General features: G+C 59.4%; 24 protein-coding genes. 9 read left to right on the top strand and 15 right to left on the bottom strand.

Annotated elements, in window-relative coordinates:
- Nucleotides 1-824 precede the first annotated feature (824 nt).
- The gene (locus M0746_RS10925) at nt 825-1,502 is read right to left on the bottom strand and encodes a DUF3313 domain-containing protein (RefSeq protein WP_208940996.1); all 678 of its coding nucleotides are present in this window, start codon (nt 1,500-1,502) and stop codon (nt 825-827) included.
- 211 nt (nt 1,503-1,713) lie between these two features.
- On the opposite strand from M0746_RS10925, the gene M0746_RS10920 reads away from it, so the two are divergent.
- On the top strand, nt 1,714-4,074 hold the full coding sequence (locus M0746_RS10920) for a tetratricopeptide repeat protein (protein WP_258449172.1): 2,361 nt from the start codon (nt 1,714-1,716) through the stop codon (nt 4,072-4,074).
- 219 nt (nt 4,075-4,293) lie between these two features.
- On the opposite strand, the gene M0746_RS10915 is transcribed toward M0746_RS10920, so the two are convergent.
- A complete protein-coding gene (locus M0746_RS10915; RefSeq protein WP_258449171.1) occupies nt 4,294-5,265 on the bottom strand; it encodes a hypothetical protein in 972 nt (323 codons plus the stop codon).
- Between the two features lie 428 nt (nt 5,266-5,693).
- On the opposite strand from M0746_RS10915, the gene ccoN reads away from it, so the two are divergent.
- Both ccoN and M0746_RS10905 read left to right on the top strand, forming a co-directional pair.
- Nucleotides 5,694-7,121, top strand: a complete 1,428-nt coding sequence (gene ccoN, locus M0746_RS10910; RefSeq protein ID WP_258449170.1) for a cytochrome-c oxidase, cbb3-type subunit I — start codon at nt 5,694-5,696, stop codon at nt 7,119-7,121.
- Nucleotides 7,122-7,131: 10 nt separating this feature from the next.
- On the top strand, nt 7,132-7,350 hold the full coding sequence (locus tag M0746_RS10905) for a cbb3-type cytochrome c oxidase subunit 3 (protein ID WP_258449169.1): 219 nt from the start codon (nt 7,132-7,134) through the stop codon (nt 7,348-7,350).
- A gap of 234 nt (nt 7,351-7,584) precedes the next feature.
- On the opposite strand, the gene M0746_RS10900 is transcribed toward M0746_RS10905, so the two are convergent.
- A complete protein-coding gene (locus M0746_RS10900; RefSeq protein ID WP_258449168.1) occupies nt 7,585-8,076 on the bottom strand; it encodes a hypothetical protein in 492 nt (163 codons plus the stop codon).
- A 250-nt stretch (nt 8,077-8,326) separates the two neighbouring features.
- On the opposite strand from M0746_RS10900, the gene M0746_RS10895 reads away from it, so the two are divergent.
- From M0746_RS10895 to M0746_RS10870, 6 genes are all read left to right on the top strand, one after another.
- Complete coding sequence (locus M0746_RS10895) at nt 8,327-9,241, top strand: halovibrin HvnA (RefSeq protein WP_258449167.1); 915 nt, start codon at nt 8,327-8,329, stop codon at nt 9,239-9,241.
- Between the two features lie 55 nt (nt 9,242-9,296).
- Entirely contained in the window at nt 9,297-9,872 is a 576-nt protein-coding gene (locus M0746_RS10890; RefSeq protein ID WP_258449166.1) for a hypothetical protein, read from the top strand.
- A 32-nt stretch (nt 9,873-9,904) separates the two neighbouring features.
- Nucleotides 9,905-10,699, top strand: coding sequence for a hypothetical protein (locus tag M0746_RS10885; protein ID WP_258449165.1), 795 nt, complete (start codon nt 9,905-9,907; stop codon nt 10,697-10,699).
- A 79-nt stretch (nt 10,700-10,778) separates the two neighbouring features.
- Nucleotides 10,779-11,708 carry a halovibrin HvnC gene (locus tag M0746_RS10880; RefSeq protein WP_258449164.1) on the top strand — a complete coding sequence of 310 codons (930 nt, stop codon included), beginning with the start codon at nt 10,779-10,781 and terminating at the stop codon, nt 11,706-11,708.
- Nucleotides 11,705-12,157 (top strand): DUF2599 domain-containing protein, encoded by a 453-nt coding sequence (locus M0746_RS10875; protein ID WP_258449163.1) that lies wholly within the window; start codon nt 11,705-11,707, stop codon nt 12,155-12,157. The genes M0746_RS10880 and M0746_RS10875 overlap by 4 nt, the downstream gene beginning before the upstream one ends.
- 116 nt (nt 12,158-12,273) lie before the next feature.
- Nucleotides 12,274-12,966 carry an aspartate/glutamate racemase family protein gene (locus tag M0746_RS10870; RefSeq protein WP_258449162.1) on the top strand — a complete coding sequence of 231 codons (693 nt, stop codon included), beginning with the start codon at nt 12,274-12,276 and terminating at the stop codon, nt 12,964-12,966.
- A gap of 1 nt (nt 12,967) precedes the next feature.
- On the opposite strand, the gene M0746_RS10865 is transcribed toward M0746_RS10870, so the two are convergent.
- From M0746_RS10865 to M0746_RS10810, 12 genes are all read right to left on the bottom strand, one after another.
- Complete coding sequence (locus M0746_RS10865; RefSeq protein ID WP_258449161.1) at nt 12,968-13,486, bottom strand: GNAT family N-acetyltransferase; 519 nt, start codon at nt 13,484-13,486, stop codon at nt 12,968-12,970.
- A gap of 826 nt (nt 13,487-14,312) precedes the next feature.
- Nucleotides 14,313-15,293 (bottom strand): LysR family transcriptional regulator, encoded by a 981-nt coding sequence (locus M0746_RS10860; protein WP_258449160.1) that lies wholly within the window; start codon nt 15,291-15,293, stop codon nt 14,313-14,315.
- Between the two features lie 186 nt (nt 15,294-15,479).
- Nucleotides 15,480-16,427, bottom strand: a complete 948-nt coding sequence (locus M0746_RS10855; RefSeq protein WP_258449159.1) for a peptidylprolyl isomerase — start codon at nt 16,425-16,427, stop codon at nt 15,480-15,482.
- Nucleotides 16,424-16,894, bottom strand: a complete 471-nt coding sequence (locus M0746_RS10850) for a YbjN domain-containing protein (RefSeq protein WP_258449158.1) — start codon at nt 16,892-16,894, stop codon at nt 16,424-16,426. The genes M0746_RS10855 and M0746_RS10850 overlap by 4 nt, the downstream gene beginning before the upstream one ends.
- A gap of 17 nt (nt 16,895-16,911) precedes the next feature.
- Entirely contained in the window at nt 16,912-17,541 is a 630-nt protein-coding gene (locus tag M0746_RS10845) for a DNA repair protein (RefSeq protein ID WP_208940985.1), read from the bottom strand.
- 17 nt (nt 17,542-17,558) lie between these two features.
- The gene (locus M0746_RS10840) at nt 17,559-19,256 is read right to left on the bottom strand and encodes a putative porin (protein ID WP_208940984.1); all 1,698 of its coding nucleotides are present in this window, start codon (nt 19,254-19,256) and stop codon (nt 17,559-17,561) included.
- Nucleotides 19,257-19,310: 54 nt separating this feature from the next.
- Entirely contained in the window at nt 19,311-20,021 is a 711-nt protein-coding gene (locus M0746_RS10835; protein WP_258449157.1) for an energy transducer TonB family protein, read from the bottom strand.
- A 3-nt stretch (nt 20,022-20,024) separates the two neighbouring features.
- Entirely contained in the window at nt 20,025-20,450 is a 426-nt protein-coding gene (locus M0746_RS10830) for an ExbD/TolR family protein (protein WP_007915482.1), read from the bottom strand.
- 11 nt (nt 20,451-20,461) lie between these two features.
- Nucleotides 20,462-22,261: a DUF2341 domain-containing protein gene (locus tag M0746_RS10825; protein WP_258449156.1), complete on the bottom strand. Its 1,800-nt coding sequence runs from the start codon at nt 22,259-22,261 to the stop codon at nt 20,462-20,464.
- 15 nt (nt 22,262-22,276) lie between these two features.
- Nucleotides 22,277-23,875, bottom strand: coding sequence for a ShlB/FhaC/HecB family hemolysin secretion/activation protein (locus M0746_RS10820; protein WP_258449155.1), 1,599 nt, complete (start codon nt 23,873-23,875; stop codon nt 22,277-22,279).
- 59 nt (nt 23,876-23,934) lie between these two features.
- The gene (locus M0746_RS29435) at nt 23,935-24,546 is read right to left on the bottom strand and encodes a transposase (protein WP_394501957.1); all 612 of its coding nucleotides are present in this window, start codon (nt 24,544-24,546) and stop codon (nt 23,935-23,937) included.
- Nucleotides 24,547-24,861: 315 nt separating this feature from the next.
- Nucleotides 24,862-25,236, bottom strand: a complete 375-nt coding sequence (locus M0746_RS10810; protein ID WP_258449154.1) for a hypothetical protein — start codon at nt 25,234-25,236, stop codon at nt 24,862-24,864.
- Nucleotides 25,237-25,843: the final 607 nt, after the last annotated feature.

Below are 25,843 nucleotides of genomic sequence, written 5' to 3'. Positions count from 1 at the left end.
CAGCAGGCTGGCCCACGGGTGCAACAAGTACATCAGTGAGAGGATGGTCGGCTGAATGGCCGTCATCGCTGGCAAGCCAGCTCCCACAGGGACCGAGTGCAACCACCCAGGCCGAGTGTCAGCTCGCCTGCTTTGGATCTTGATCACCGGCGAGGTTGAACTCAGAAAAATCAAAAGCCCCTCACCCTAGCCCTCTCCCAAAGGGAGAGGGGACTGACCGCGGTGGATGCGAAAGCTACGCTGACTCGAAATACCGGGTCGTACGCAAACTTCGAAGCCACCCCAAATCGGCTCCCTCTCCCTCGGGAGAGGGCTGGGCGGGCGGCGTTCCGATGAGGGGCGAATCCACCACAAATCCAAAGCCGAACAACCGCTTCTCACCACTCAACAATGAGCTTTAGCTCGCGTGCTCTTGATCTTGATCTTGCCTGACCAGCGACATCGGAAGGCTGAGTGGAGGGATTGATCCGGGCGTGGGAGCGCAGCGACCGTACGACGAAGTCGTACACAGCGGAAGGATGTGCAGCGCAGCAAACCGTAGCCGCTGCGCCCGGATCAGTCCCGGAGCGAAGGGACCCGAGCTTGCGAGGGCCGTACGTAGGAGCAAGCGTTTTTTTGCTTACTTTTTTTAGGCGTTTGTAAAAAAGTGAGTCGCCGTCAGGCGAAACCATACGCAGCCGTTACCGCAGCAACGGATATGTACCCAAAAAAACTCATCGATCAATCGGACGCCATCGCCGGCAGGCTGGCTCCCACACTCAAATCCTGAGTGTTCACAAAACGGGAACCAGCCTGCCGGCAATAACACCTCAAACCTCAGAGCATCACTTGGCCTCAGCCTTGAGCTTCAGATAAGTCTGATGCATATCCACCGCCCAACCATCGATAACCTTCTTGACGTCATCAGCCTTCATCACCTGCGAAGAATTCTCCAACGGCGTCCCGGTACCCTTGCGCACTACCTGCGCGACCACCTTGTTGCTACTGCCATCAAGAAAAACCGCTTCGGTGGCCAACGTCGTTTCCTGGTCACGAATACCACTGGCAGTGCTGACAGCAGCAGCAACCAGTGCAATCGGAATCACTTCATAAGCATGCAAACCTTCGGTCTTGCTGCTCACCGCGGTGATCGCCGGACGCACCACAATCACCCCAGGGCCAGGCCCGGTCGCCAATGGCAACGACTTGCCGATCTCACGCTTGAGCGCCTGATCGTAATAACTGGTGATGCCATTGAGGGTCTGCTGCGGAATCTTCGCGGTCGGCTGCGGCTTGGGATAGAGCTGGCTCGGTTCGATGTAGACGCTGGTGAACTTGTTGATATCGAGTTTCGGGTCCATCCAGCGCATCACTTCGGCACCGGATGGCGATTTGGCCTCCTTGAGCTGGCTGTAGTCCTTGAGAAACCCGGAATACTCATCGGGAGCGACGGTCTTGCTGGAACAACCCACCACACCGAGGGTGGCAATGCACAGCGTGCCCATCATCACTGCTAGCTTCATGCTGTAACTCCTGTCAGAAGGCCAAAAACTTCGCCTGGGGAGTTACAGGTATAGCTAAATCCTCGGTGATTGCGCTGGCAAAGCACAAAATTCACACAAGGCTGCGCATCGGCTCACACCCCTTATTTGACAGACGTCGATCATCCGGCAAAGCTGCAACGAGCTGGAACGCGCGCCCGACGGCAAATGCCCCTGGACTACGGAAGTCGCAATGCCCAAGCATAAAAACAACGCCGCACGACCTGACCCTGATTCGTCCCGTTCTTCGACCTCACGCTATCTGTTTCCCATCGCCATCGGCGTACTGCTGACTGCCGTGGCGGGAATCGGCTGGTTTCTGTTCAAACCCGCTCCCGCGCCGGTGAAACCCATGCCGGTGAGCACGCCTATTGCCGCGCCCGCCAAGCCACAACCGGTCGTGGCGAGCAGCCCGGCGACGATTGTCGATGAACAACAATGCCAGGGCTGCCACAGCGAACAGGTCAAGGACTGGCAGGGTTCGCATCACCAGTTGGCCATGCAGGTGGCAAATGGCGAGACCGTGCTCGGCGACTTCAACAACGTCACGTTCAAGGCGGACAAAGAGACCACGCGCTTCTCCCGCAACGCCAGCGGATTCTGGGTCAACACGCCCGGCATCGACGGCAAGAACGCGGACTTCAAAGTCGCCTACACCTTTGGCATTGCGCCTTTGCAGCAGTACCTGATCGAGGTAGGCGATGGGCGCTTGCAGGCACTTGGCGTGGCTTGGGATAGCGAAAAGCATCGCTGGTTTCATCTGTATCCCGGCCAGGGCGTCAACTTCAAGAACCCGCTGCACTGGAGCAAGCCCAGCCAGAACGCCAACTTCATGTGCGTGGAGTGCCACACCACCGGTTTCAAGCGCAACTTCGAGGCGGCCAGCAACACCTTCAACAGTCAGTGGAACAGCCTCGGCGTCGGTTGTCAGGCGTGCCATGGTCCGGCGTCGAATCATGTGCAATGGGCCGGGCAAAAAAACGATCTGATTCATCACGGCTTTGACGTCGACCTGAAAGACAAGAACGCCACCGTCGAAATCGAAACCTGCGCGCGCTGCCATGCCCGTCGGGCGCCGCTGGGCGATGGTTTTACGGTCGGCAAGCGCTTGATGGACGATTATCTGCCCAGCGTCCTCACCCGCGAACTGTACGAGCTGGACGGCAAGATCAAGGATGAAGTGTTCGAACACGGCTCGTTCCTGCAAAGCAAGATGTTCGACAAGGGTGTGCGTTGCAGCAATTGCCACAACCCGCACAGCACCGAACTCAAGGCACCGGGCAACGCGGTGTGCCTGCAATGCCACAACAGCGCCGGCAAGACCTCGGTCGAAGGCGTCGACGGCAAAGGCCTGCAAGCAAAGAACTACGACTCCAGCGAACACACCCGCCACACCATGGGCCAGCCCGGTTCGCAGTGCGTGGATTGTCACATGCCCGGCAAATTCTACATGGGCAACGACTTGCGTCATGACCACAGTTTCAGCATTCCCGACCCGGAACGCGCGCAGAAGCTCGGTACGCCGGACGCTTGCCTGACCTGCCACCAGGGCAAGGCCGGCGACAAGGTCACTGCGCAGTTCAAACTGTGGAGCGCCACCAGCGCAGCGCAAGCGCCGCGTTATGACGAGAGTCTGTGGCTGATCCGCAACGGCCAGCCCGGTGCCGCAGATGCGCTGTACACGCAGTTGCAGCGCAGCAACCTGCCGGCGATCCAGCGCGCGACGTTGCTGGCGGAACTGCCGCTGTATCCGAGTGAACAGGCGTTGAAACTGGCGACTCAGGATCTGCGCCATGCCGACCCGCAAGTGCGTGAAAGCGCGGTACGCGCGATCAGCGCTTTCCTGCCGCCGGCAGAGCGCGCGCCCTTGCTTGCACCGTTGCTCGGCGATCCGGTGAAAGCTGTGCGCATCGTCGCGGCGCGGGACCTGCTCGGCGTGTCGCGCAACAACGCTCTGGGCGCAGCGCAAGCCAACTGGAACGCGGCGATTGCCGAATATGAAGCGGTGCAGAAGAGCCTGCTGGAACGTGCCGAAGCCAATCTGAATCTGGCGATGCTGTACCAGGCCAGTGGCCGCACCGCCGAAGTCGAAGGCTTGTTGCGCTCGGCGCTGCAACGCGACCCGGACTTCTATCCGGCACTGGTCACGCTGGTGCAATGGCTGGAGGCCAATGGTCGGGCCAGCGAGGCGCAGAAACTGCTCGGCGACAGCCTCAAGCAACACCCGGATGCTGCGTTGCTGCAACACACCCAGGGCTTGTCACTGATCCGCGCCGGCAAGACGGCCGAAGCCATGGCACCGCTGAAAAAAGCCGCGCAACTGGAGCCGCAGAACGCGCAATACGGCTATGTGCTGGCGGTGGCGCTGCATGAAAGCGGCAAAGTCGACGAGGCGTGTGCGCTGCTGGAGGGGTTGCTCAAGGTGCAGCCGGCGAATCGCAATGCGCGGTTGTCGCTGATTCAGTGGTACCTCGACAGCGGACAGGAGCCGAAGGCGCAGGTACTGTTGCAGGGGTGGAAGAAGATGAATATGGGGGATCCGGCGCTTAAGTGATCGGCTCGGGACTGTCCAGCCCTCACCCCAGCCCTCTCCCAAAGGGAGAGGGGGCCGACTCGAGGTGTCTGGCGATCTCGCCGACCTGCAACAACCAGTCGATTATGGATTCACAGTCATCCGCTCAAGTCGGTGAAGCTCTGAAATATTCCCCAACCAGTCCCCTCTCCCTCCGGGAGAGGGCTAGGGTGAGGGTGCTTTTGATCTTCAACCCGATTATCACCAGGACGTCTCTCCACTGCGCATCGCAATCTCCCGCCGGCTATTGATCCGCATCGCCTTGATCAGCGACACCGTCCCCACCAGCAGAATCACCGCACCAAACAGAAAGTCAATGTTGTACAGGCGGAAGTCCTGCACCGGCCCGAGCAGCAGCCCGCGTACCAGCGCCACGCCCACCAGCGTCGCGAGAAAGTCGATCCCCGGCAGGTCGCGATAAAACACCAGCATCAGTGGCAGACACAGCACCAGCAACAGCATCAGTACCACGACCTTGAACGAATCCTTGCGCTCGACACTGAAGGCGCACTCGTGTGGTCCGTACGGTTTGTAATCCTCGTCGCGAATCATCGAGGTGCTCTCGTTGATGTAGTCGACGCGGTTGTATTTCTGGATCGGTGTGAAGGTGTTGGACATCTCCATCAGCGTGGTGATGTTCTTGAACCGCAGGTCGATGCGCTCGCTGCCCTTGAGGTAATACAGCACCGGTTTGTAGCCGTAGCGATAGGTGTCGAAAGGGAACGCGGTGGCCTGGCCCTGCACGCCGATCGGGCGCGGTTCGAGTTCGGCGTAGGCGCTTTTGTTGCTCGCCGACAGGTTGCGGCTCAGCGGCTGCACCTTGACCTGCTCGAGGAAAATCGGCGTGGCGCCGTAGGTCCACTGCAACGGCTCGAGGCGCAAGCGCAGTTCATTGCGGCTGAGGTCATAGCGATTGAAAGTGCGCTCGGAGACCACCAGCGCACCGCTGAGCATGAACTCGCCGCGCAGGTTGTTGGTGATGCGCAGGGTCAGTTGATCCTTGCCCAGCGCCGCCGCTTCGGTGGACGGTGGCGCGCCGCACCACGCGGTGCTTTCGCCGACACCGCCGAGCTGGCCGTCGCGGTTTTCGTTAAACAGATAAACGTAACTGGCCCACAGCGTCAGCAGCAAAAGCAACGCTGTGAGACCGAGGATTTTTTTGCCCGGACTCACTGATCAGACTCCCTTCTTCGGTTCCATCGTCCAGCCGAAAACCCGCTGGCGAGCGCGACTCTACCAAAAGGCCATCAGTGACCCAAGGGAAAATGCCCAATCGCTGAGGATACTAAGGGTTTCCCCGGTCCCGGCGTTTCGATTTGTAGGAGTGAGCCTGCTCGCGATAGCGGTGTGTCAGCCTCCTCATTTGAACCTGACACACCGCTATCGCGAGCAGGCTCACTCCTGCAATGGACCGTGGCAAGGAATAGAAACCACACAAAAACCATATCAGCCCGCGTCAAACCGCCACAGCCAAGACCCGAATCTGATCCGCACAAACCAGTCATTCCTGAGCCTGTTTTGTTTTCAGCGCAGTTCCTACAGTGCAGCCCATGCCAGACCAGGAGGCCTGGCAAGACTTGGCAACCGTGGATGAACTGACCATGAGCACAGCAACAATCGGGCCGGCCTATAACTACAAGGTCGTGCGCCAATTCGTCATCGCGACGGTTTTCTGGGGTGTGGTGGGCATGGCGATGGGCGTGTGGATCGCCTCGCAACTGGTCTGGCCCGAGATGAATCTGGACGTGCCGTGGACCACTTTCGGCCGCTTGCGCCCGCTGCACACCAGCCTGGTGATTTTCGGTTTCGCCGGCAGCGCGCAGTTTGCCGCCAGTTATTACGCAGTGCAGCGCACCTGCCAAGTGAGGCTTTACTCGGACGCTCTTGCCGCTTTCACTTTCTGGGGCTGGCAATCGGTGATCGTGATCATGCTGGTCACCCTGCCGCTGGGCTACACCACCACCAAGGAATACGCCGAAATCGAATTCTCCGGCGCGGTGTGGATGGCCGTGGTCTGGGTGGCGTACGCCGTGGTGTTTTTCACCACTGTGGTGCAGCGCAAGACCCGACATATCTATGTCGGCAACTGGTTTTTCGGTGCGTTCATTCTGGTGATCGCCATGCTGCATGTGGTCAATCACCTGTCGATTCCGGTGGACTGGTTCAAGTCCTATCCAGTGTATTCCGGCGCCACCGATGCCATGGTGCAGTGGTGGTACGGGCACAACGCCGTGGGCTTTTTTCTCACCACGGGCTTCCTCGGCATGATGTATTACTTTGTGCCGAAACAGGTCAACCGGCCGGTGTATTCGTATCGTTTGTCGATCGTGCATTTCTGGGCGCTGATTACCCTGTACATCTGGGCCGGCCCGCACCATTTGCACTACACCGCGCTGCCGGACTGGGCGCAGTCGCTGGGCATGGCCATGTCGCTGATCCTGCTGGCGCCAAGCTGGGGCGGGATGATCAACGGCATGATGACCCTGTCCGGCGCCTGGCATAAATTGCGCACCGATCCGATTTTGCGCTTTCTGGTGCTGTCGCTGGCGTTCTACGGCATGTCGACGTTTGAAGGACCGATGATGGCGATCAAAACCGTCAACGCCCTCTCCCACTACACCGACTGGACCATCGGCCATGTCCACGCCGGCGCGCTCGGCTGGGTGGCGATGATCACCTTCGGCGCGACCTATCACATGGTGCCGAAAGTGTTTGGCCGCGAGCAGATGCACAGCACCGCGCTGATCAACCTGCACTTCTGGCTGGCCACGATCGGCACGGTGTTGTACATCGCCTCGATGTGGGTCAACGGCATCACCCAGGGTCTGATGTGGCGAGCGATCAACGAGGATGGCACGCTGACCTATTCGTTCGTCGAAGCGCTGCAGGCCAGTCATCCGGGGTTCATCGTGCGCTTCGCCGGTGGAGTATTTTTCCTGACCGGGATGTTGCTGATGGCTTACAACGTCTGGCGCACCGTGCGGGTCGCGGATGTCGCACTGGCGCAGCGTGACGCGCAGATCGCCTGAGGTGCCAGTGATGGAAATGTTCTTCGATGGGTTGGGCGTAGTGTTCCTGTGGCTGGCGGTGGAGTACTGCTTGCGCCGTGAGACGGCGGACACTCTGGATGAGGCGAGCATGGTGCCGTTTGCTGACGATCCGGAAGTGGCGCGGCGGGTGGAGCTGGCGACTGGTAAAACCGTGAACGCGGTGGCGCCTGAAGAGGTCAAGCCGGGGTGGGTCAACCTCGAAGTGTGAGGTGTGCCAATGGAGCTGCCCTCTGGTGGTTGATTGATCGTTCCCACGCTCTGCGTGGGAATGCAGCCCGGGACGCTCTGCGTCCCATGGAACGCGGAGCGTCCCTTGAGGCATTCCCACGCGGAGCGTGGGAATGATCAACGGTGAATACAATCTCGGAAACCATGAAGATTGGCTCCCTTTCCCCTCGCCCCCTTGGGGAGAGGGTTAGGGTGAGGGGGTAAGCTCTTGATCTTACCCACGATCCCGAGGAATCAAACTCTGCAACTGCTGCGCAAGAAAATTCGCATCAAACACAAACGTATCCGGATCCTTCAGCCCATTGGTCTTGCGCCACTGCCATTCGCCATTGGGCAACCCCACCAGCGAAATACTCCCATACCGCGCCGCTGTCAGCCCCATCACCGCCAATGAAATCTGCCCACCGCTGCCCATCACATCCGGCACGAATTCCACCGGTTTGCCGGCAATCACAATGCTCAACTTTTCCGTCTTGAACGTCGACGTCTCCACCGGCACGCTCGGCCCGGACGCGACGTAAGCCTCGCGATTCACCTCCAGCAGACTCGGCGCCTGCACCGGTTCCAGCCATTGCTGAATATCACCGAACAGCGCGGTAATCCGTGTGGCCCATGCCGCCGATTGCGTCTCGAACAGTTGTTTCTTGTGCGCTTCACTCTCGGCGTAGTGACGAAGCATTTCGCCCAGTTGCTGTATGTCGTTCATGAGCAAGCTCCTCGATTGGCCTATGAGAACGGATAGTGGCAGATCGACCGGCCTACGTACGTTTAAGTAATCACCCCGTCCTCCTTTATCGAGCCCTTTAACCGACAGACGGTTAAAATAAGCGAAAATACCTGTCAGTTCTGACAGTGCGCCAGCCTGCAAAGTTAGCGTTTAATTCATCAGCGAGGTGAAGTGCAGCTGAATAAACCAGCGACGGACGTACTTTATTGTCAACACGGAGATATTTGAAGTGAACAAGACCTGCACGTTATTGCTAATGCTGTTGCTGTCCTTCGCGGGGTGCCGCAGTTATGAGCAGGTATCACCAATACCACCGGAACAGGCAGCGGGTTCCGTCAGCAGCGTATCAAGCGCTGCACTGAGCGGTGCCGAAGTTGCGAACAACCTGACCGCTCATTACAACGATGTCAGAACCAACTGCGGTTCAGCTTCCATGCCGGCATTTCTGTGTCGCGGCATTGTATTGCGCTCGACTGTTCCGTCAACGGCGTACAAGGCCTGGAATCCAAGCCCGCACTCGCAAAAAAGCGGTGGTGTATCTTTTTCGTACTTGAGCAAGGACGCCAAATTTACCGGCCTCGTGTTTGGCCAGAAGAATGGCTACATCTTCTACCCGGTACTGTCACGGCCGATCGGTACCCGTCAAATCGAAGTGCTCTGCTCTTATCCCCTCGACGGCGCTACACAGCTCAGAGACGCCCCCGGTTGCGGCGCCCATCCGTATTCGCCTGACCGCAGTCGACGTTGCCAGACGATCGGCATCACCACTGCCGAGGGCTGGATAGAGAATCGCCGAAGCAACCAATGGAATCTCTGTAGCTTCGATGTACGCGATGCAATGAACAATCAAGGCGCAGATTCTTTCTACCAGACCATCCGCGCGCACCAGTTGGGCGGATTCTTTGCCGGCCAACATGACTATATCGAGCTGATCCTGGCGACATGGCCGCAGAACATTCCGAAAGAGTTGCCCATCCAGGCATTCTTTTATCTTCAAGGAGGCTTGGCCGGCGCCCAGTTCGATCAGAAGGACTTCTTCGATTCAACGGGCGGCAAGGTGGTGCCGATCATAAAGATCGTCCTGCCAACCAGCGCAACCGCCGACGCGCAGTTCATCTACAACGCGGCCGACCAGGTCAAATAACTCAGGCAGCAGGTTTTAGATAGAAACGTCTGTTGCAAGCCATGGGACGTACATAATGCACACTCGAACCGATATTGCTCACACGCAGGGTATTGACCCGGTACAGATTCCGGGCTGGGTTTCCCCCGTGGACCACGCAGGAAGTCCCCACGGTGGAATACCACTCTCCCTGGTCAGCAATGGACACATCCAGTTGCTCATAGACCCATGGTTGAATCAGAGTCCCTTTGACGCTGCCCATGTATTGCTTAACGACTCGGAAACCTCGGTCGTTCACAAGATCATTCAGCCAGGCGAGGAGAACGAACGGTTCACACTGGATTTGCCCGCAGCATATCTTGCCAACGACATCAACTTGCTGCGCCTAAAAGTAATCCGGATCAGTCAACCCCTTCCCGTAACATCGCTGCCGCTGAAAGTCCTCTACAACACTCCACGCCCCGGTGGAGAGGTCGTGGGCAATGGGGACAATCCAAATCTGATGATGACGCTGCCGGCCGACGTCATTGCCGACGGCGTAAATGCCACACGTGCAGCCGAAGGTGTATTGGTCACGCTGAACTACGTTTTCATGCGGGAAAAGACGTCGTCACACTCTCTTGTGACGGACGGGATAAACCACATACGGTAACCGCCGCACAAGCATCTGCGGGCCGTGTGGTGATGACATTGTTCGCCAGCGATTTCTGGCAAGACAACCCGAGATTTGCCCTGCGTTTCAGAGTTACCGACCAACTTGGCAACGCAGCAGGTCCACAGGCCTTCTGGTCAACAGCCATCCCGGTTGATGTGCATATACGCGAAGAACCGGAGCCGGAACTGGATCTGCTCAAACCCAAAGTACTGGAGGCCAAGGAAGCCGGCGGCACAGTGATTAACTTCGTCAAGGATTTTTATAATGCGGAGTTTGCCACGGTTGAAGTCAACTACATCGGTTCACAACCGCGTCAGACGGTCAGAGTTAAATGGTTGGGCCGTAACTTCACTTATTTCCCTGACACCCAGACCGTCACAACAGCCGGGCAAACATTGCGCTTCCGGGTTCCCCGCCTGGAGGTCATCGACATTATCGGCGGCAGTCGTGCCGAGGTGACCTATACAGTCAGAAAACCCGACACAACTGTAGACATTCCCTCTCGTGATCTGGATCTGACGGTCACTCCGCAAAAATACTTGCTAGGCGAGCCCACCATCAATTCGGACAGGACCAATCTGAGGGTTTACTACCCGGACCAGGTACTTGGTGAGGGCTACACGGTACGCATGGCGTTGCATGGCGTCGTTGTTCGCTATGGCGACGAGATCAATATCGTCGAACCGTCATATACCAATATCCCCATCCCATCCGCCTGGATCACCGAAAACCGCGGACGCTCCGTAATCTTCAATTACACGTTGAACCGCACCGGAGCCGATGAGCCACTGATCTTTTCATGGTGTTTGAGGCTGCCGCTGTAAGCGATCTCGAAGTCAACGCAAGCCTCACTTTCAAAAGCAGCTCCACCAAGTTGTCCTTAACAAAGACACGGAGAAAGTCATGCATAAAATAATCGGATTACTGCTTATTGCACTTTTGTTCGGCTGTTCACACATCCCGTCGCCACCGCCCGATGCCATAAACATCAACGGCACTCTGGCGTTAGACGGTCCCACAACGGCTTCTTATCTCACTGAGCTTTACGCTCGCAAGTTTCCTAATTGCAACAAAGTGGAGTCCCAACCCTCATTTCTGTGTTCGGGAGTGATGATCCGAGTCACGGTCAAAGACCCGAACAATACTTACAAAGTCTGGGAACCCAGTCCCATTTCCGTAACAAGTGGCGGTATTTCGTTTTCCTATCTCCGGGCCGATACCAACTTCGGCCGACTGGCTTGGGGTTACGGTAATGGCTACATCCTTTACCCCGTCCTGGAACGACCCGCCAATACCGATCAACTGCAAATATTGTGCTCCTACCCAATGGACTCATGGGGCTGGCATCGCGGTAAAGATGGCGTGTGCATTCCGACCCCTGCACACCCTGAAAGCGGCTACTGCCACAACGCGAATGTACTTACTGCGGAGCAATTCAAAGCAGCCTGGGACAGGGCAACCGTGAACAAAAACCTCCAGCAATGCGGCTTTGACGTACGAGACGAACGCAATACCCTGGCCGCGCCCGCGTTCTATCAGTCGTTGCGCGCCAAAGCGATGTTGGGAACTACAGGTTTCAGCGAACACAACGAAGTCATCATCAAAACCTGGCCTGCAGGCAAGGCCAACACTTTTCCGATTCTGGCGTTTTTCTACGTTTCCGGAGGAACTGACCCCAAGCCACTGGCCGATGCAAGGTACAACCAGCGAGACTTTTACAATTCGACCAACCCGAAAAGAGTGGTGCCAATCATTAGAATGGTGCCGGCCAACAGTGCGACAGGAACGGCGACGTTCACCTACGTGGCCGCTGACCAGGAGGTTACTCGATGAAACTGCTAAGGACCGCCTCTCTGTTACAGGCATTGGCGCTGACCGGGTGGGGACTCGCAACGCCTGTCGTTCAGGCTGTCGATGCACCCACTGCGGTTGACGGTGAAAGCGTCATCGTGATTGTCGAACGCTGTAACAAATACATAGAAAGCGCGTACTGGTTCTATCGGGACTATCAATGGGTACTCGCCATTACCCCGACGACGTGTGCGAGAAGAACTCAGGAGTCAGGCACACCGTTCATCTGGGATGAACTTTCGCGCGACTACTCCAACAGTCGCTACTGGGGAAACACCCACGGCATGCGCCATCAGTTGATTTGCCATATGGCAATTGCACGGGACAAACCGCAGTGGAACCTCGAACCCTGGCGTCCGGACGTGGGGTATGCCAAGACACTGGAAGCTGGCTGCAATCACGTCGTACCGTTGCCTGAAAAGGCACCGTGACACTTGCGTGAAAGATGAGCGATACAGTTCATCGGGCGCTGGCATCTGGCCGAGAACCACAGGAAACTTCGGGCATGTCAGGATCTGTTGATCCGTCCCCTGCCCGAGGAACTTCAATGCGCACCATCGGCCTGATCGGCGGCATGAGCTGGGAATCCAGCGCCGAATACTATCGACTCATCAATCAACAAGTCCGTGATCGTCTCGGCCCATTGCGCTCGGCGCAATTGCTGATATTCAGCGTCGACTTCGGCCCTGTCGAACAGGCCCAGCACGCCGGGCGCTGGGACGATGCGGCAGCGATTCTGGTGGATGCCGCGCGCAGGCTCGAAGCCGGTGGCGCGGAATGCGTGGTGTTGTGTACCAACACCATGCACAAGGTTGCGGAGCAGATTCAGGCGGCAATCAGCATTCCGTTTTTGCACATTGCCGAACCGGCCGCACAGGCGGCTCTGGATATTGATGCACGCACGGTCGGTTTGCTCGGCACGGCATTCACGATGGAACAGGACTTTCTCAAGCAACGCCTGGTCGCCAAGGGTATGACCGTGTTGGTGCCGGACGAAGCCCAGCGCAAGGACGTACACCGGATCATCTACGACGAACTCTGCGTCGGCGTGATCAGCGTTCAGTCTCGGCAAATCTACCAACGAGTGATCGAATCCCTCACCGCACGCGGCGCGCAGGCAATCATCCTCGGCTGCACGGAAATCGGCCTGCTGATCAAACCCGAACACAGCGCCCTGCCCCTGCTCGACACCACCGAACTGCATGCACAGTCGGCGGTGGCGTTCGCGCTGGGCGATTGAGTCAGGTTTTCGGCCGATTGCGCAGGCGGGCCATGCTCAGGGTGTCGACCCACTGCCCGTCGCGCACCGCATAATCGCGAAACAGGCCTTCGTCCTCAAAACCGAATTTGCGGTAGAGGCCGATGGCCGCTTCGTTATCGGCATAGACCGTGAGTTCGATACGGTGCAGATTCATCCAGTTGTCGGCGACGTCCAGCGCCGCCGCCAACAGTTGCGAACCCACCCCTTTGCCCTGCCACGCAACCGCAACGCCCATGCCGAAACTGCCGGCGTGTGCCCGACGCATTCGCGAATACGCCTCCAGCCCGAGGTTGCCGATCACCACGCCCTGATGCAGTGCCACCAGTTTTACCGCGCGTTCGTTGTCCGCCAGCAGGCGTTGGCGCCAGACTTCTACGGACTGGAACGGCATCTGCAACACCTGCCGCGCCACGGCCGGGTCGTTGTACAGCGCGGTAATGCCTTCGAGGTGGGATTCGTTGGAACGTATGAGGTGGATGGCGGGGTTTGGGGCTGACATGGGATCGGTCCGTGATCGAGGAGTGATCGCTCACTGTAAACCGCTCGGAATCTGTCTGGCGAGCGCTCCCACAGGAACTTTGCTCTGACGGCGGGCCAGAAGATCAAAAGCAAGGTCAAAAGCCCCTCACCTAGCCCTCTCCCGGAGGGAGAGGGGACTGACCGTGGTGAATGCGGGAGTTACGCCGACCTGAAATACCGAGTCGTACGCAAACTTCGAAGCCAACCAAAATCGGCTCCCTCTCCCTCGGGAGAGGGCTGGGGTGAGGGGCAAATTCACCACAAATCCAAAGCCACCCGCGCCGCTCTTCACCACTCAACAATGAGCGTTAGCTCGAGTGCCCTTGATCTTGATCTTGCGTCACCGGCGACGTCGGAAGGCTGAGTGGAGGGATTGATCCGGGCGTGGGAGCGCAGCGACCGTACGACGAAGTCGTACACAGCGGAAGGAGGTGCAGCGAAGCAAACCGTAGCCGCTGCGCCCGGATCGATCCCGGAGCGAAGGGACCCGAGCTTGCGAGGGCCGAACGCAGGAGCAAGCGTTTTGGGTTACCTTTTTGGCGTTTGAAAAAGGTGACCCGCTGTAAGAGCGGAACCGTAAGTAGCCGTTACCGCAGCAACGGATATGTACCCAAAAAAACCAGCGCCTGAAAGAAAGCCTTCGCGAGCAGGCTCGCTCCCACAATGGAACTGAGAACATCAGCCAGAAATGGGTCGGCTCAGAGGCCGCCATCGCTGGCAAGCCAGCTCCCACAGGGTTCGCGGGGTGTCCCCCCCTCAGCGAGATAGCCATCACCAGCAGACTGGCTCCCACAAGAAAACCGCGCTCAAGGCTGAAACCATTCGCGCCGCTCAGCAAACGTATGTTGAATAAGATCGGTAAGCGCCTGCACCTCAGGCAACTCCTCAGACTCAGCATTGACCCCGAGCCAAGCCTGCAACTGCATGGGCTCAACAAACAACCGAGGCAACGCAATCAACCCCCGATCAAACCGGCTCATATACGCCGGCAACAACCCGATGCACGCGCTGCAGCGAATCATCTCCAGCATCAATTCATACGACTGCATCTGCACCACCCCGGCCAGGCGCTGCTCAACCAGCTCATTCCACGGACGAAAGCTGTCGATCTGCCGATCGTGCTGCCATTGCACCAGCATGAAATCAACAAGATCGTCCGGCGTTTCCGGGCGCGCGGTCACGCGGGAATAGCGCTTGGCGATGTGCGGCAGGTAATCCAGACAGGCCAGCCGCTGCGGTTCGCTGATGGCAAAGGCCGGGCCCGGGTGCGGGGTTTCGCCGGGGGCAAGCCAGAGGACAATGTCGGCACTGACCGCGCGCAACGACAGTTCGCTGTCCAGCGCAATGATCTCCAGACGCACACTGGCGTTGCGCCGCAGCAGTGCGATCAGGTCGCGGCCGAGGATGTCGTGGAGGATCGATTCGGCCACCGCGAGGCGAATCAGCGGCTGTTCGATCACCGGCAGTTTGCGCTCATGGGCCAGGGTGATCAGTCGTGCCTGAAGTTGCTGGCCCTCGCGGGTCAGGCTGAGGGCGCTGCCCTGAAAGCTAAACAGGCTGTACTGCAATTGCTGTTCGAGTTGCGCCAGTTGTTTGCGCAGCAGTGTCGAGCGCACATTCAGGCTGCGCGCCGCTTGCATGAAGCAACCGCAACGGGCGCTGACGAGGAAGTATTGCGCGACGTCGCTGTCGATGGCGGCGGCCTGGCTGAGCCAGGTTTCGGGTTTGTTGTCGGGCGAGCGGTAATCGCTGGTGCCGGCGCGTCCTGCGGGTTCGGTGAATGACATTGATGACTCCCTGTCGATCTTTGTATTTTGGTGGCTTCCAGCACTTATAACTATTTCTGAACCCAGTGGAGATCCTGTGGGAGCTGGCTTGCCAGCGATGAGGCCAGCAGATCCAACATCATGGGTGACTGATAAGCCGCCATCGCTGGCAAGCCAGCTCCCACAGGTTACTCAGTGAAGGTGAGATTAGTGTTTTTCCTCCAGGACTTTGTTGAGTTCGGCGCCGTCGATGCTCAGCGTGGCGGTGTTGAGCATGCCGTCCAGGTAGGCTTGGGCGATCTGCTCCTGGCGCTGCGCACGCAGGGCCTGGGTCAGTTGATCGCGCAATTCGTCCAGCGTCGCGGTGCGGGCCGGTTGTTGTTCGGTGAGCTTGATCACATGGAAACCGGCGGCGCTTTGCACGGGATCGGAAACGGCGCCGACTTTCAGCCGGGCGACGGCGCCACGCACCTCCGGCACCAGTTGCTGCAACGGTTGCAATCCGCTATCACCGCCCCGCTGCGCCGTGACGCGATCCTGCGAATACTGCGTCGCCAGGGCGGCAAAATCACCCGGCGCGGACTGCGCTTTCTTGCTCAGTTCAAATGCTTGTTTGCGCACCGTCTCCAGCGTCGCAGCATCACTGACGCCAAGGAAAATCTGACTGACCCGATACAGCGCCGGCGTCTGCCAATTGGCCTTGCCCGCCTCGTACGCCTGCTGGATTTCAGCCGCACTCGGATAGTCCGCCGGCACCTGACTCACCGAGCGCAGGTAATCGCGAAAGACAATCTGCTCGGTCGCCGCACGGGTCTGGCGCACGATCTCCGGGCGCTGCGCCCAGCCTTGGGCGTCGGCCTGTTCCAGTACCGCTTTTTCGGCCAGCCGCGCACGAATCCAGCGCTCCAGCGCCTCGCGATTGCCGCGCAGCTGTTCCCGAGCTTCAGGCGCAACAGTCGCCAGCAACGCCTGAAGCTCCTCTGGGGTGACCTGCTGATTACCCAACCGGGCCACCGCAGGCCCCGCAGCAATCGCGGTGACAGGCGACGGTTGCTGGGCGGCAACCGGGTCAGAACCCGGCCGCACAACCAGCGCCACGGCCACCACCAACAGCGCCACCGCGGCGGCGCTGACCACCATGGCAGGCTTTTTCACAGCGCGACTTCCTCTTGCTCGGCGACTGCCGCTTTGGCGGTCGAGGTTTGTGCGGCCTGACTGAAGTCACGCAGGTAGACGATGAATTCCTGCAACAGCCGATCCCACAATTCGAGGTTGCCGCGCAGGTGATCGTTGCTCACGCCGGCGGCCAGCACCACGTCCATTTCCATCACCAGAAACTCGCCCTGCAACGACAACCGCGCAAAGCGCCGGGTGGCGTTCCACTGCTCGGCCACACCCGGCGGCAACTCGCCTTGCACGCGCAGCGCACAGCTGAAGGTGAAGTCGACGTAGCTGCCCTGCTCCGCCGCCGGGTTGCCGAACCGCACGGCGTAGCCGATGCCCTGGCTTGCGCTGAGCAACTGCACGATGTCGTTCTGCTCGGTCTGGTTGACGCGGTAACCGGCGGCTTGCAGCACCTCGGTCAGGGACTTTGGCGATACGTGGCTGATCAATTGAGTCATGGTTTCTTCCTTGTTCATCAGTGAGCGATCGCGGCTTGCGGCGCGTCGAATTGAGTCTTGTAGAGCTCGTCGCCAAAGCCTTGGGCCAATTCATCGAACTTGACCCGCGCGCTGCCGGCGAAGGGCTGGCGGATTTTCATCACCTCGGCCACGTCGATGTTTTCGTAGGCGGTGAGGATCTGCTTGGCGACGCCGTACATCTGCTGATTCTTGGCTGAACATTGCTGCACTTGTGTGTCACGTTCAGTCAGTTGCGCCTCGAGCTTCGCGCGTTCCGCCTCTTTGCCACGGGCCATGACCAACAAATCGTCGTAGGCCTTCTTGAACTTGCCGGTCTGCTCGACGCTGGCGGCCACTTGCGCCTGGGCCTGGCTGTGCAGGCTCTGTTGCTGACCGGCGAGCTGTTCGGCAAGGCCCTGGGCCTTGGCCAGTTCCGCCGTTAGCTGCTTGATCTGCGCCTGGGCAGCCTTGGCTTCGTTCTGCGCCGCCAGTTGCGCGGCGCTGGCCTGGGCCTGCTGACTTTGCAGGGCCTGAAGCTGCTGAGTGGTGCTGCGCAATTGCGTGCGCAGGCGTTCCTCCATGCCTTCGGCATTCGCGCCAGTGGCGATCAACAGGCCGAGCCCGAGCAACACGAATCGCGATTTCATAAGCCTCTCCCGGCGCCTTAGAAGCGCGTATTGATCTCAAGCTGCAAGACGTCGATGTCGTACGGCGCGCCGTACACCGCCTCGGTGCTCATCCAGCGACCGGTGGCGTAAACGTTCTTCGCCAGACCGTAGTTGCCGCCGAGGAAATAGCCCTTGGCGTTGGTCCCGCCGAGGTGGAACGACGAGTCGTTGAAGCCGTCCGGCAAGGCGTCCGGCTGGATGTATTTGTAGCCAGCGAACATGTTCCAGTCGCCCTGCTTTTTCAGATCCAGCGCGCTGCCGAGGGTGAACTGCACCATCCATGCATTGGCGCCGCTGTCGATGTCGCCGTTGCTGTCGAGGTTGTTGACGATCTGCCCCGCCGAGCGCCTGCGCATGTCGCCTTCGTTGTAGGCGAGGTTGTGAATGTAGTTGCCCTGGCTGCGCAGTTTGAAATCTTCCGGCAGGTCGGCATCCCAGACCACGTTGAGGTCGAGCAGATTGAATTCCGAGGCGAGGCCGACGAATTGCGGCTGCGGCGTGGTCGTCGGATTAAGCGGGTTGGGCGTAATGTCGCGCAGCAGGAACACGCTGTTGCCCTTCTGCATGAACGCCGCACGGCTGCCATCGCTATCACAGCCGGGCGCGCCGGCCCACGGTTCGCAAGGCGCCGAGCGCTGGCCTTCGATATCGTCGAAGCGGTAATAGGCCAATGCGCCCTTCAAGCGGTTGTTGCTGTTGATCGCCCATTTGGCGCCGATCTGCGCACCGTACAGCCACTTGTTGTCGCTCTCTTCCTTGTCGAAACCGTTGCTGCTGGCCGTGTCGTTGGTGTAGTCGACCGGGAACGCGCCGACGGTGCCGAACACGCCCCAGTCGCGATTGAGCTTGTGATCGAACAGCGCTGCGACGCCGTCGAAATTCAAGTCGTTGGAATAGAGCATGTCGGTGGACATGAACGGGTTGGCGAAGCGCCCGCCGGTCAGGGTCAGCTCATCGCTCGGTTTCCAGTTCAGGTAACCCTGATCGAGCCAGATGTCTTTCTTGGCGAACCCGCCGCCGAGATTTTGTGTGGTCGAGACCGGGTTGTTGTCGGAGCCGGTGCCGATGCGAATGCCGGCGGTCCATTGCGGCGAGATCTCGGCTTTCATGCCCAGCCGTGCGCGAATGCGGAACTGGTTGGTGCGGTCTTCGCGGGTATTGAGCAGCGGCGGCAGGCTGGTGCTGCTGTTGGGATTGACGTCGTACGGGCCGTTGTTGTTGAGCTTGGCGAAGTCGACGATCTCGTTGCTGTTGCTGTCCGAGTAGTAGCGCGATTCGTTGCGCAGGCGAATATCACCGTCAAAGCTGATGCGCGCAGCCCATTCCGGGAAGCTGTTGGGCGCGGCCCAGTTTTCCTGTTTGGCGGTGGCCATGACCTCGGCTTTGACCTGATCGCGGATCTGATCACGCACCGCCGCCGGCACGTATTGCACACGGACATCGCCCGGTGCGGCGACTGGTCCGGCAGCCACTGCCGTGGTCGCGGCGGCTTGCTTGGCCTGGGCGGCTTCGTTCTGCGCCTGAGCGATCAAAGCATCAGCCTTGTCCTGTTTGAGAATGCCCTGCTCGACCAGCAAGCGGATCAGATTGATCGTGGCGTTCTCCGAGGGTGCCGGCGCGGCCACGGCCTGACCGACCAGGGTCGCGACGACCATGCCGACCGCCAGGGACAATCGATTCACATTGGAAATCATCTGCACACAACTCCTTTTGGCCAAGCTCGATGGCTTGGCAATAAACAGGCTGGGTTAACCCGGACGCCGTCCTTGCAGGGACAGGCGTACGGGCAAAGTGATCGAGGCCGGAGGCCGTTCGCTAAGGGCCGGCGCGCCACGCAGCGCGGCCAGTACCTGGGTATCGATTTGCGGGTTGCCGCTGGACTTGATCAGCTCGACGCGGGTGATCTCACCGACGCTGCTCAGCCACACATCCGCCTGCAGCGAGAACGCGAGGTTGCGCAGCTCGGGGTTCTCTCGCAGCAAGCGCTGGAAGGTGAACGCGAGGAACTGGCTGTACGTGCCGGTGCCCAAACGCCCGCCGCCGGCCCCGGCCATGCCGCCGCCCTTGCCCGCACCGATGTTGAAGGCGTCATTGCCAGACTGCGCATCGCCGTCCATTTGCATCGGATTGGCCAGATCGTCCGCCGGGGATGGCGGTGCCTCTTCTTCAGGCTTGACCTCTTCGGGTTCCGGCGTCGGTTCCGGCTCGACGACTTTTTCTTCCACCGGGGTCTCCGGCTCCGGCGGTTTTTCCGGCGGCGGTGGTGGCGGTGGCGGTGGCGGCAATGGAATGATCGTCGGCACCTTCGGCGCTTCGCGGCGCACACCGGCCATGTCGTTGGCCCACTGCCAGAGGAACCACGCCGCCAGTGCAGCGATGAGCAGACCAGCGCCCCACTTGGCATAACGCAGCGGCGACTTCTTCACCGGCAAGGGCTCGATCGGAAGTTGTGCAGTCATGACTCAGCCCTGACTCGGTTTGCCGGTGACGAGACCGACCTGGGACAGTTCGAGCCGGCGCAACAGATCCAGCACCTCGATGACTTTCTGGTACTGCACCGTCGCATCGCCGCGCACGATCACCGGGAAATCCGGGCTCTGCGCTTTCTCGATACGCAGGCGCTCTTCCAGCTCGGCGAGGGTCACCGGGTAGGCATCGAGGAACACCTGACCGCCGTCATTCACCGAAATCGCCTTGGTCTTGGCCTCCGACAGCGACACCGAGGCGCTGGCCTTGGGCAGGTTGATCTGGATCCCGGAGACCTGCGCGGTGGCGGTGAGGATGAACATCACCAGCACCACCATCAGCACGTCGACCAGCGGCGTGATGTTGATGCTGTCCACTGCGGCATCTTCGTCATCGTCGTGGGAGGCATTTACGGACGCCATGTCAGTGCTCCTCAGGCCGGTACGGAATGGTTGGCGTGATGGCCGCGCTGATGCGTGGATTCACTGAACTGGCTCTCGCCGTGCATCTCCGCCAGACGGGTGATGAACTCGTCGACGAACACGCGCATGTCGGCGCTGACTTCCTTGTTGCGGGTGATCAGGCGGTTGTAGCCAAACAGCGCCGGGATCGCGACGAACAGGCCCATCGCCGTCGCCAGCAAGGCTGCGGCCATACCCGGCGCAATGGCGTTGATGTTGACGTCACCGGCCATCGCGGTGCCGAGGAACACCACCATGATCCCCAACACCGTGCCGAGCAGGCCGATGTACGGGCCGCCGGCGATGGCGTTGGACAGGGTCGAGAGTTTCGAACTCAGTTGCTGGTTTTCGCGGGTGCGCACGCCGTCCATCGAGCAGCGGATGGCTTCGATGGTCGCGGCAGACACCGACGAGGTATCGGCGCCCTGCTCACGGCGGGTGCGGATTTCTTTGACCGCCACCAGGTACAGGCGCCACAGCGACGAATGCTGCAGACGCTGAGCCAGTTGCGCGTCGTCGGCGAACATTTCCAGACGCGTGCCGACCTTGGCGAACTGCGTGCGGAAGTCTTCGTTGGCGGCGGTAACGCGGCTGAGGGTGCGGTTCTTGCGCAGCATGATGATCCACGACTGGAACATCATCAGCACCAGCACGGCGATGATCACCCAGGCGTCCACCGGCACCGCGTTGAGCAGGAAACCGAGGCTGCCGAAACCGAACCCGGACTGTTCTTCATCGACACCGTACGCCACCAGTTTCGACTCGGCGCCCTGCGAAGTGGCATCGGCCAACAGCAGCGCGGCCGGACGGGCGACTTTCGACAGGCGCAGCTCATCGATAGCGCCCACGAACGGCTGGAACGGACCTTCGTGCAGATCAGCACCGATGGCCATGACCGAATTGAACGCCGGCATCGCCTGGGCCAACACGGCGCTTTCGCGACCGTTGATGTACAGGGTGACTTTCGAACCTTCGGCAGTCAGCGCGACGTGTTGCCATTGCGCCGGCGTCAGCGCCTGGGTGGCAGCGGCGCGCTGGCCATCGATTTCCACGAACGGCAAACCTTGGCTCACACCGATCAGCAAACTTTGCGTGCCTTCGCGGCGAGCCAGAATCAGTTGCTCGCCACTGGCCTGATCCAGACGCAGCCAGGCGCTGAAAGTGAACGCACTGCCAGCGTTGTGTTGCAGCGACGGACTGGCCGGCAGCAGCAACGGCTGGCCGCTGAACTGCAAGGCACGCCCGACTACGCCGTCAATCGCCGCGCCGGTCGCGCTTTGTGCGGTGTTGCCGTAAGCGGTGGTGTCCTTGGCCGGGGTGCCGGTGGCGCCGTCGAAATGGTAAAGCGCGGTGTAATTCGGGTCGAAGGTCAGTTGGCCGTTGCCGGTCGCCGGGGCCTTCTGATTGCCGTAATACATCCAGATGTCCTGACGTTGCCCGCCCTCGACATTCGGCACGTCGACCCAGATCAGCGCCATGCCCATCAGCGCGTCGAAGCTTTCGATCTGATGGTTGAGCACGGTTTTGTCATCGGCGGCGACGAAGCGCAGGTCCGAGCCGTCCTCCTTCACGCCGTCGAAGGTGAAGTTTCCGGTGTGCAAACGCACCAGCAGCGCCGTGCGACCGAGCGCCTGATTGATCGCCGCGCCCTGCGGCGTGGTGTCGACGGCGATCTGTTTGCGGTAATGCCAGTCGTCCTGCCACCAGGCCTGAGCCGTGGCCGGGAGCACGAAGCCCAGGCAGATCAACAGGGAAAGAATGAGGCGCTGCATGAAAAGTGCTCCTGGTTAGAAAGTGGCCTGAAGGTTGAAGTGCAGGCGCGATTCCTGTTTCGAGGTGTTCGGCCCTTCGAGTAGCGGGTAGCCCCAGTCGAGGCTGCCGGACAGCCATTTACTCAGGCTGGCGCGGGTGCCGAGGCCGACACTGGCCAGGGCGTAATTGGCGTCCTGATCCGGCAGTTCGTCGCGCAGATAGAGTTGGGCGCCTTCGGCAAAGGCGTAGAAGCGCCAGTCCTGCATCCAGGTGCCGGCGAACTTCGCCAGCGACGGCGTGCGCAGTTCCTGACTGAGCAGGTAACCGTCATCAGCAGTGCGTTCGGCAGCCAGATAGCCGCGCACCGAAGTCGCGCCGCCGGCGGAGAATTGTTCGTTGGAAACCAGTGGGCCTGAGGCCAGTTGGAACGCTGCTTTGGTCGCGCTCTGCCAATCGCTGTCGAAGGTCCAGGTGTAACTGGTGTCGCCCTTGAGCACGGCGAAGCTCGGTTTGGCGCGGTAGCGTTTGTAGTCGAAATCCTCGTCGGAACTGCCGTAACCGAAAATGCTGCGCGTGGCCGCGACCAGACTCAAACCGAGGCCGAGCTGGCTTTTTTCGCTGTAGCGATAGCCGTTGTAGGCGAAGGTAAATGGCGCGTATTGCAGCGGGACTTTGTCGCTCTCGCCGGACAAGGTCAGGCGCTCGTCGAAGTCCTTGAAGTCGATACCGGCCGACAGCGAGTTCGACCAGTTGCCACTCGACGGCAGCGTATAGATCGCCGCGACGCCATAGCTATGGCCCTTGCCGAGCACGTTGCTGCCACCGATGGTGGCGACGTTGCTGTCGGACTGATAACCGGAGAACTGCACACTCCAGCGCTCGGTCAGCGGCGCGGTGTAAGAGCCCGACCAGACCTTGGCGTTGTCGGTTTCCTGCGGCGCGGTGAAGAAGGTCAGGTTGACGCTGTGGCCGAGTTGCCAGAGGTTGTTGTAGCCGAGGCTGGTGACGGTGCGCAGCTTTTCGGTGTCGGCGCTGTAATCGTTGTTGAGGCCGACGCTGGCGGTCCACGGGTTCTGGTCCTCGACCTGCAGATCGACGTCCATGGTGCCGGGGCGCTGACCTTCGCGCACCAGCGGCATGACCTGCCGGCCCGGTGTTTTGTTGAGCTGCGCCAGTTCGCCCTGAACCTTGGCGAAGTCCGGCACCTCGCCTTCCTTCAATGCCGGTACGTTGTCGCGAATGTCCAGCGGCGAATAGTGCTTGGCGCCGACCACGCGTACCCGGCCGACTTTGGTTTCGCTGACTTGCAGATAGACGATGCCGTCAGCCACGGCTTGCTCCGGCAGCTCGACGAACACCGACTGATAACCGCGCTCCTGATAAGCCTTCTGCAACGCGTCGCGGGCGCCTTCAATATCGCTGAGGGCCTTTTGCGGGCCGAGAAACGGATACACCGCTTCCTCGATCGCCCGCGCATCGAGCACGGTATTGCCCCGTACGAAGTATTCGTTGACGTCGACCAGACGCGGCGCTGCGGCGTTTGCTGCGCCCTCTTCGGCCAGCGCCGGATGCACGCCCGCCGTCACCAGCAGCCAGCCGCACAGCGCCAGCCGTGACTTGAAAATCGGTTCCACACTACCCCCTGAATTCGCGATGACCCGTTGGCGCTTCAGCGCCCGGTGTGTTGCCGCTGTTAGTTGCCGACGTGCGGGGCGCAGGCGTGTTTGCCCAGCCAGGTGTGCAACAGCGCGAAGTTCAAGGAGAACTCGGGCATTTGCAGCAAGGCACCGCAGAACACTTCGCCGATGATTTTCTGAATGAGCAGCACCGCACGCGGCTCGTTGAGCAGCGTGGCGATGTCGCGACTGAGGGCGTTGAAGCTCCAGACCTTCTGGTTCAAGCCAAGGCCCACGAACCAGCGGAACAGCAGGTTGTAATTGAGCTGTTCGTAGAGCTGCTGTTCGCTGGGCACCGAATACAGCAGTTGCAGAAGCAGGATGTGCATCACCGTTTGCGCCGGAATCAACATGCCCGGCTCGGCATTCAGGTCGTGCAGGAGCTCGCGATGGGCATCGAGCAAATCGTCGATCTGCGGACGCAGCAAGACCAGCGAATGCCCCGGTGGAATGTAACTCGACACTTCTTTCAAAGCGCCCTGCCAGTCATCCTGCGAAACGATCCAGACCCACGGCGCGCCGTAGCGATACACCGACACCGGCTTCTTGCGCGCCGCCTCGACGATCTTCGACAAGCGCTGATCGAGTTCCTGCATGCCCACTTTCGAGTAGCGTTCCATAGTCCCCATTGCCTCACTCCCGGCGTCCCGCCTCGGCTTGCAAAGTGCACCCAAAAGGGCCCCTCAAGCGCGTTACATAGGCATGACCGGACTGGCGATGTGCTACCGAACTTTTGTCATGAAAGCTTCATTAAGGGGGATAGGTTGGCGGGGGATTACAGTTGGATATAAAACGAATGCGGGAGCCAGCCTGCTGGCGATAGGGAGGTGTCAGTCTGAAAAACTCGGCTGACACACCGCCACGGGAGGCTCCCACAGCTTCAATGTTTTAAGTGTGATCGGCTTTGCTCTGGCTCGGATTGGGTAGATCAAACCAACCATGCACTACGATTTCTGGACGCCCCCACCGGGATCGTCTCCTGTTAATTCCATTTTCATATTGAACGCCCCACGCACTTTTATCCCCTCATTATCTATCATGGTATCAGCGCCGCCCGAGATAGGCTTATATTCATACTTATAATGATTCCAACGATCATCATCAATATAAGATGCGTTAAACTGCTGATAATTCAGATGAGCGCTTCTGTCTGGAAAAACGAAGTAAAATGTTCGAACCAGTCGAGGTGGTCCATCAAGCTCGATTGATAATGCAACGCTAGTTCCTTCAAAATGAGCATTTACCTTGCTGGCCAAAAATATTCCTTGTCCATCAATCTGCACAACGGCTGTGCCGACAATCTGCTCCTGAATATTCATCCTGAGTTTCTCCATGAAAAAATATAAACAGAAGGATCAAGTGATCCCTTCCATCGCGTTTAAACAGAGCCATGGAACACCGACCCTGTACATAGTTGAATAGACTAAAACAATGAAGACATCCACTGTCATTCCTTACAGTAGACAACGCACTTTTTATATGCTTAAGCATATACAGGCGATTGCGACGGTTTAATTTGTTTTTGAAGTCATATGGCGCTCAAAGAAAACAACGGAATTGGAATAACGGAGAAGCGCTGGAGAATGCTTACACAGCCATCAGGCCGAGTGTCAGCTTGTCTGCTTTTGGTCTTGATCCACCGGCGACCTCAGAAAACAGGCTGGAGGGGATCAATCCGGATCTGGGATAGCAGCAGATATCTGGCGCAGTTAGGCACAGCGAGAACAGGCGCCGTCTGGATTGCTGGGTGAGGCTTGAAATCAGCTTAAAATCAAAAGCCCCTCACCCTAGCCCTCTCCCGGAGGGAGAGGGAACTGACCGAGGTGGATGCGAAAGTTACGCCGACGCGCAACACCGAATCGAATGCATATATCAAAGCCAACCAAAATCAGCTCCCTCTCCTTGGGGAGAGGGCTGGGGTGAGGG

Source organism: Pseudomonas sp. S11P7 (genome assembly GCF_023195435.1).
Taxonomy (GTDB): Bacteria; Pseudomonadota; Gammaproteobacteria; order Pseudomonadales; family Pseudomonadaceae; genus Aquipseudomonas; species Aquipseudomonas fluorescens_G.
The sequence above is the reverse complement of the archived record's forward strand: the minus strand, read 5'-3'. Positions and strand labels throughout refer to the sequence as shown.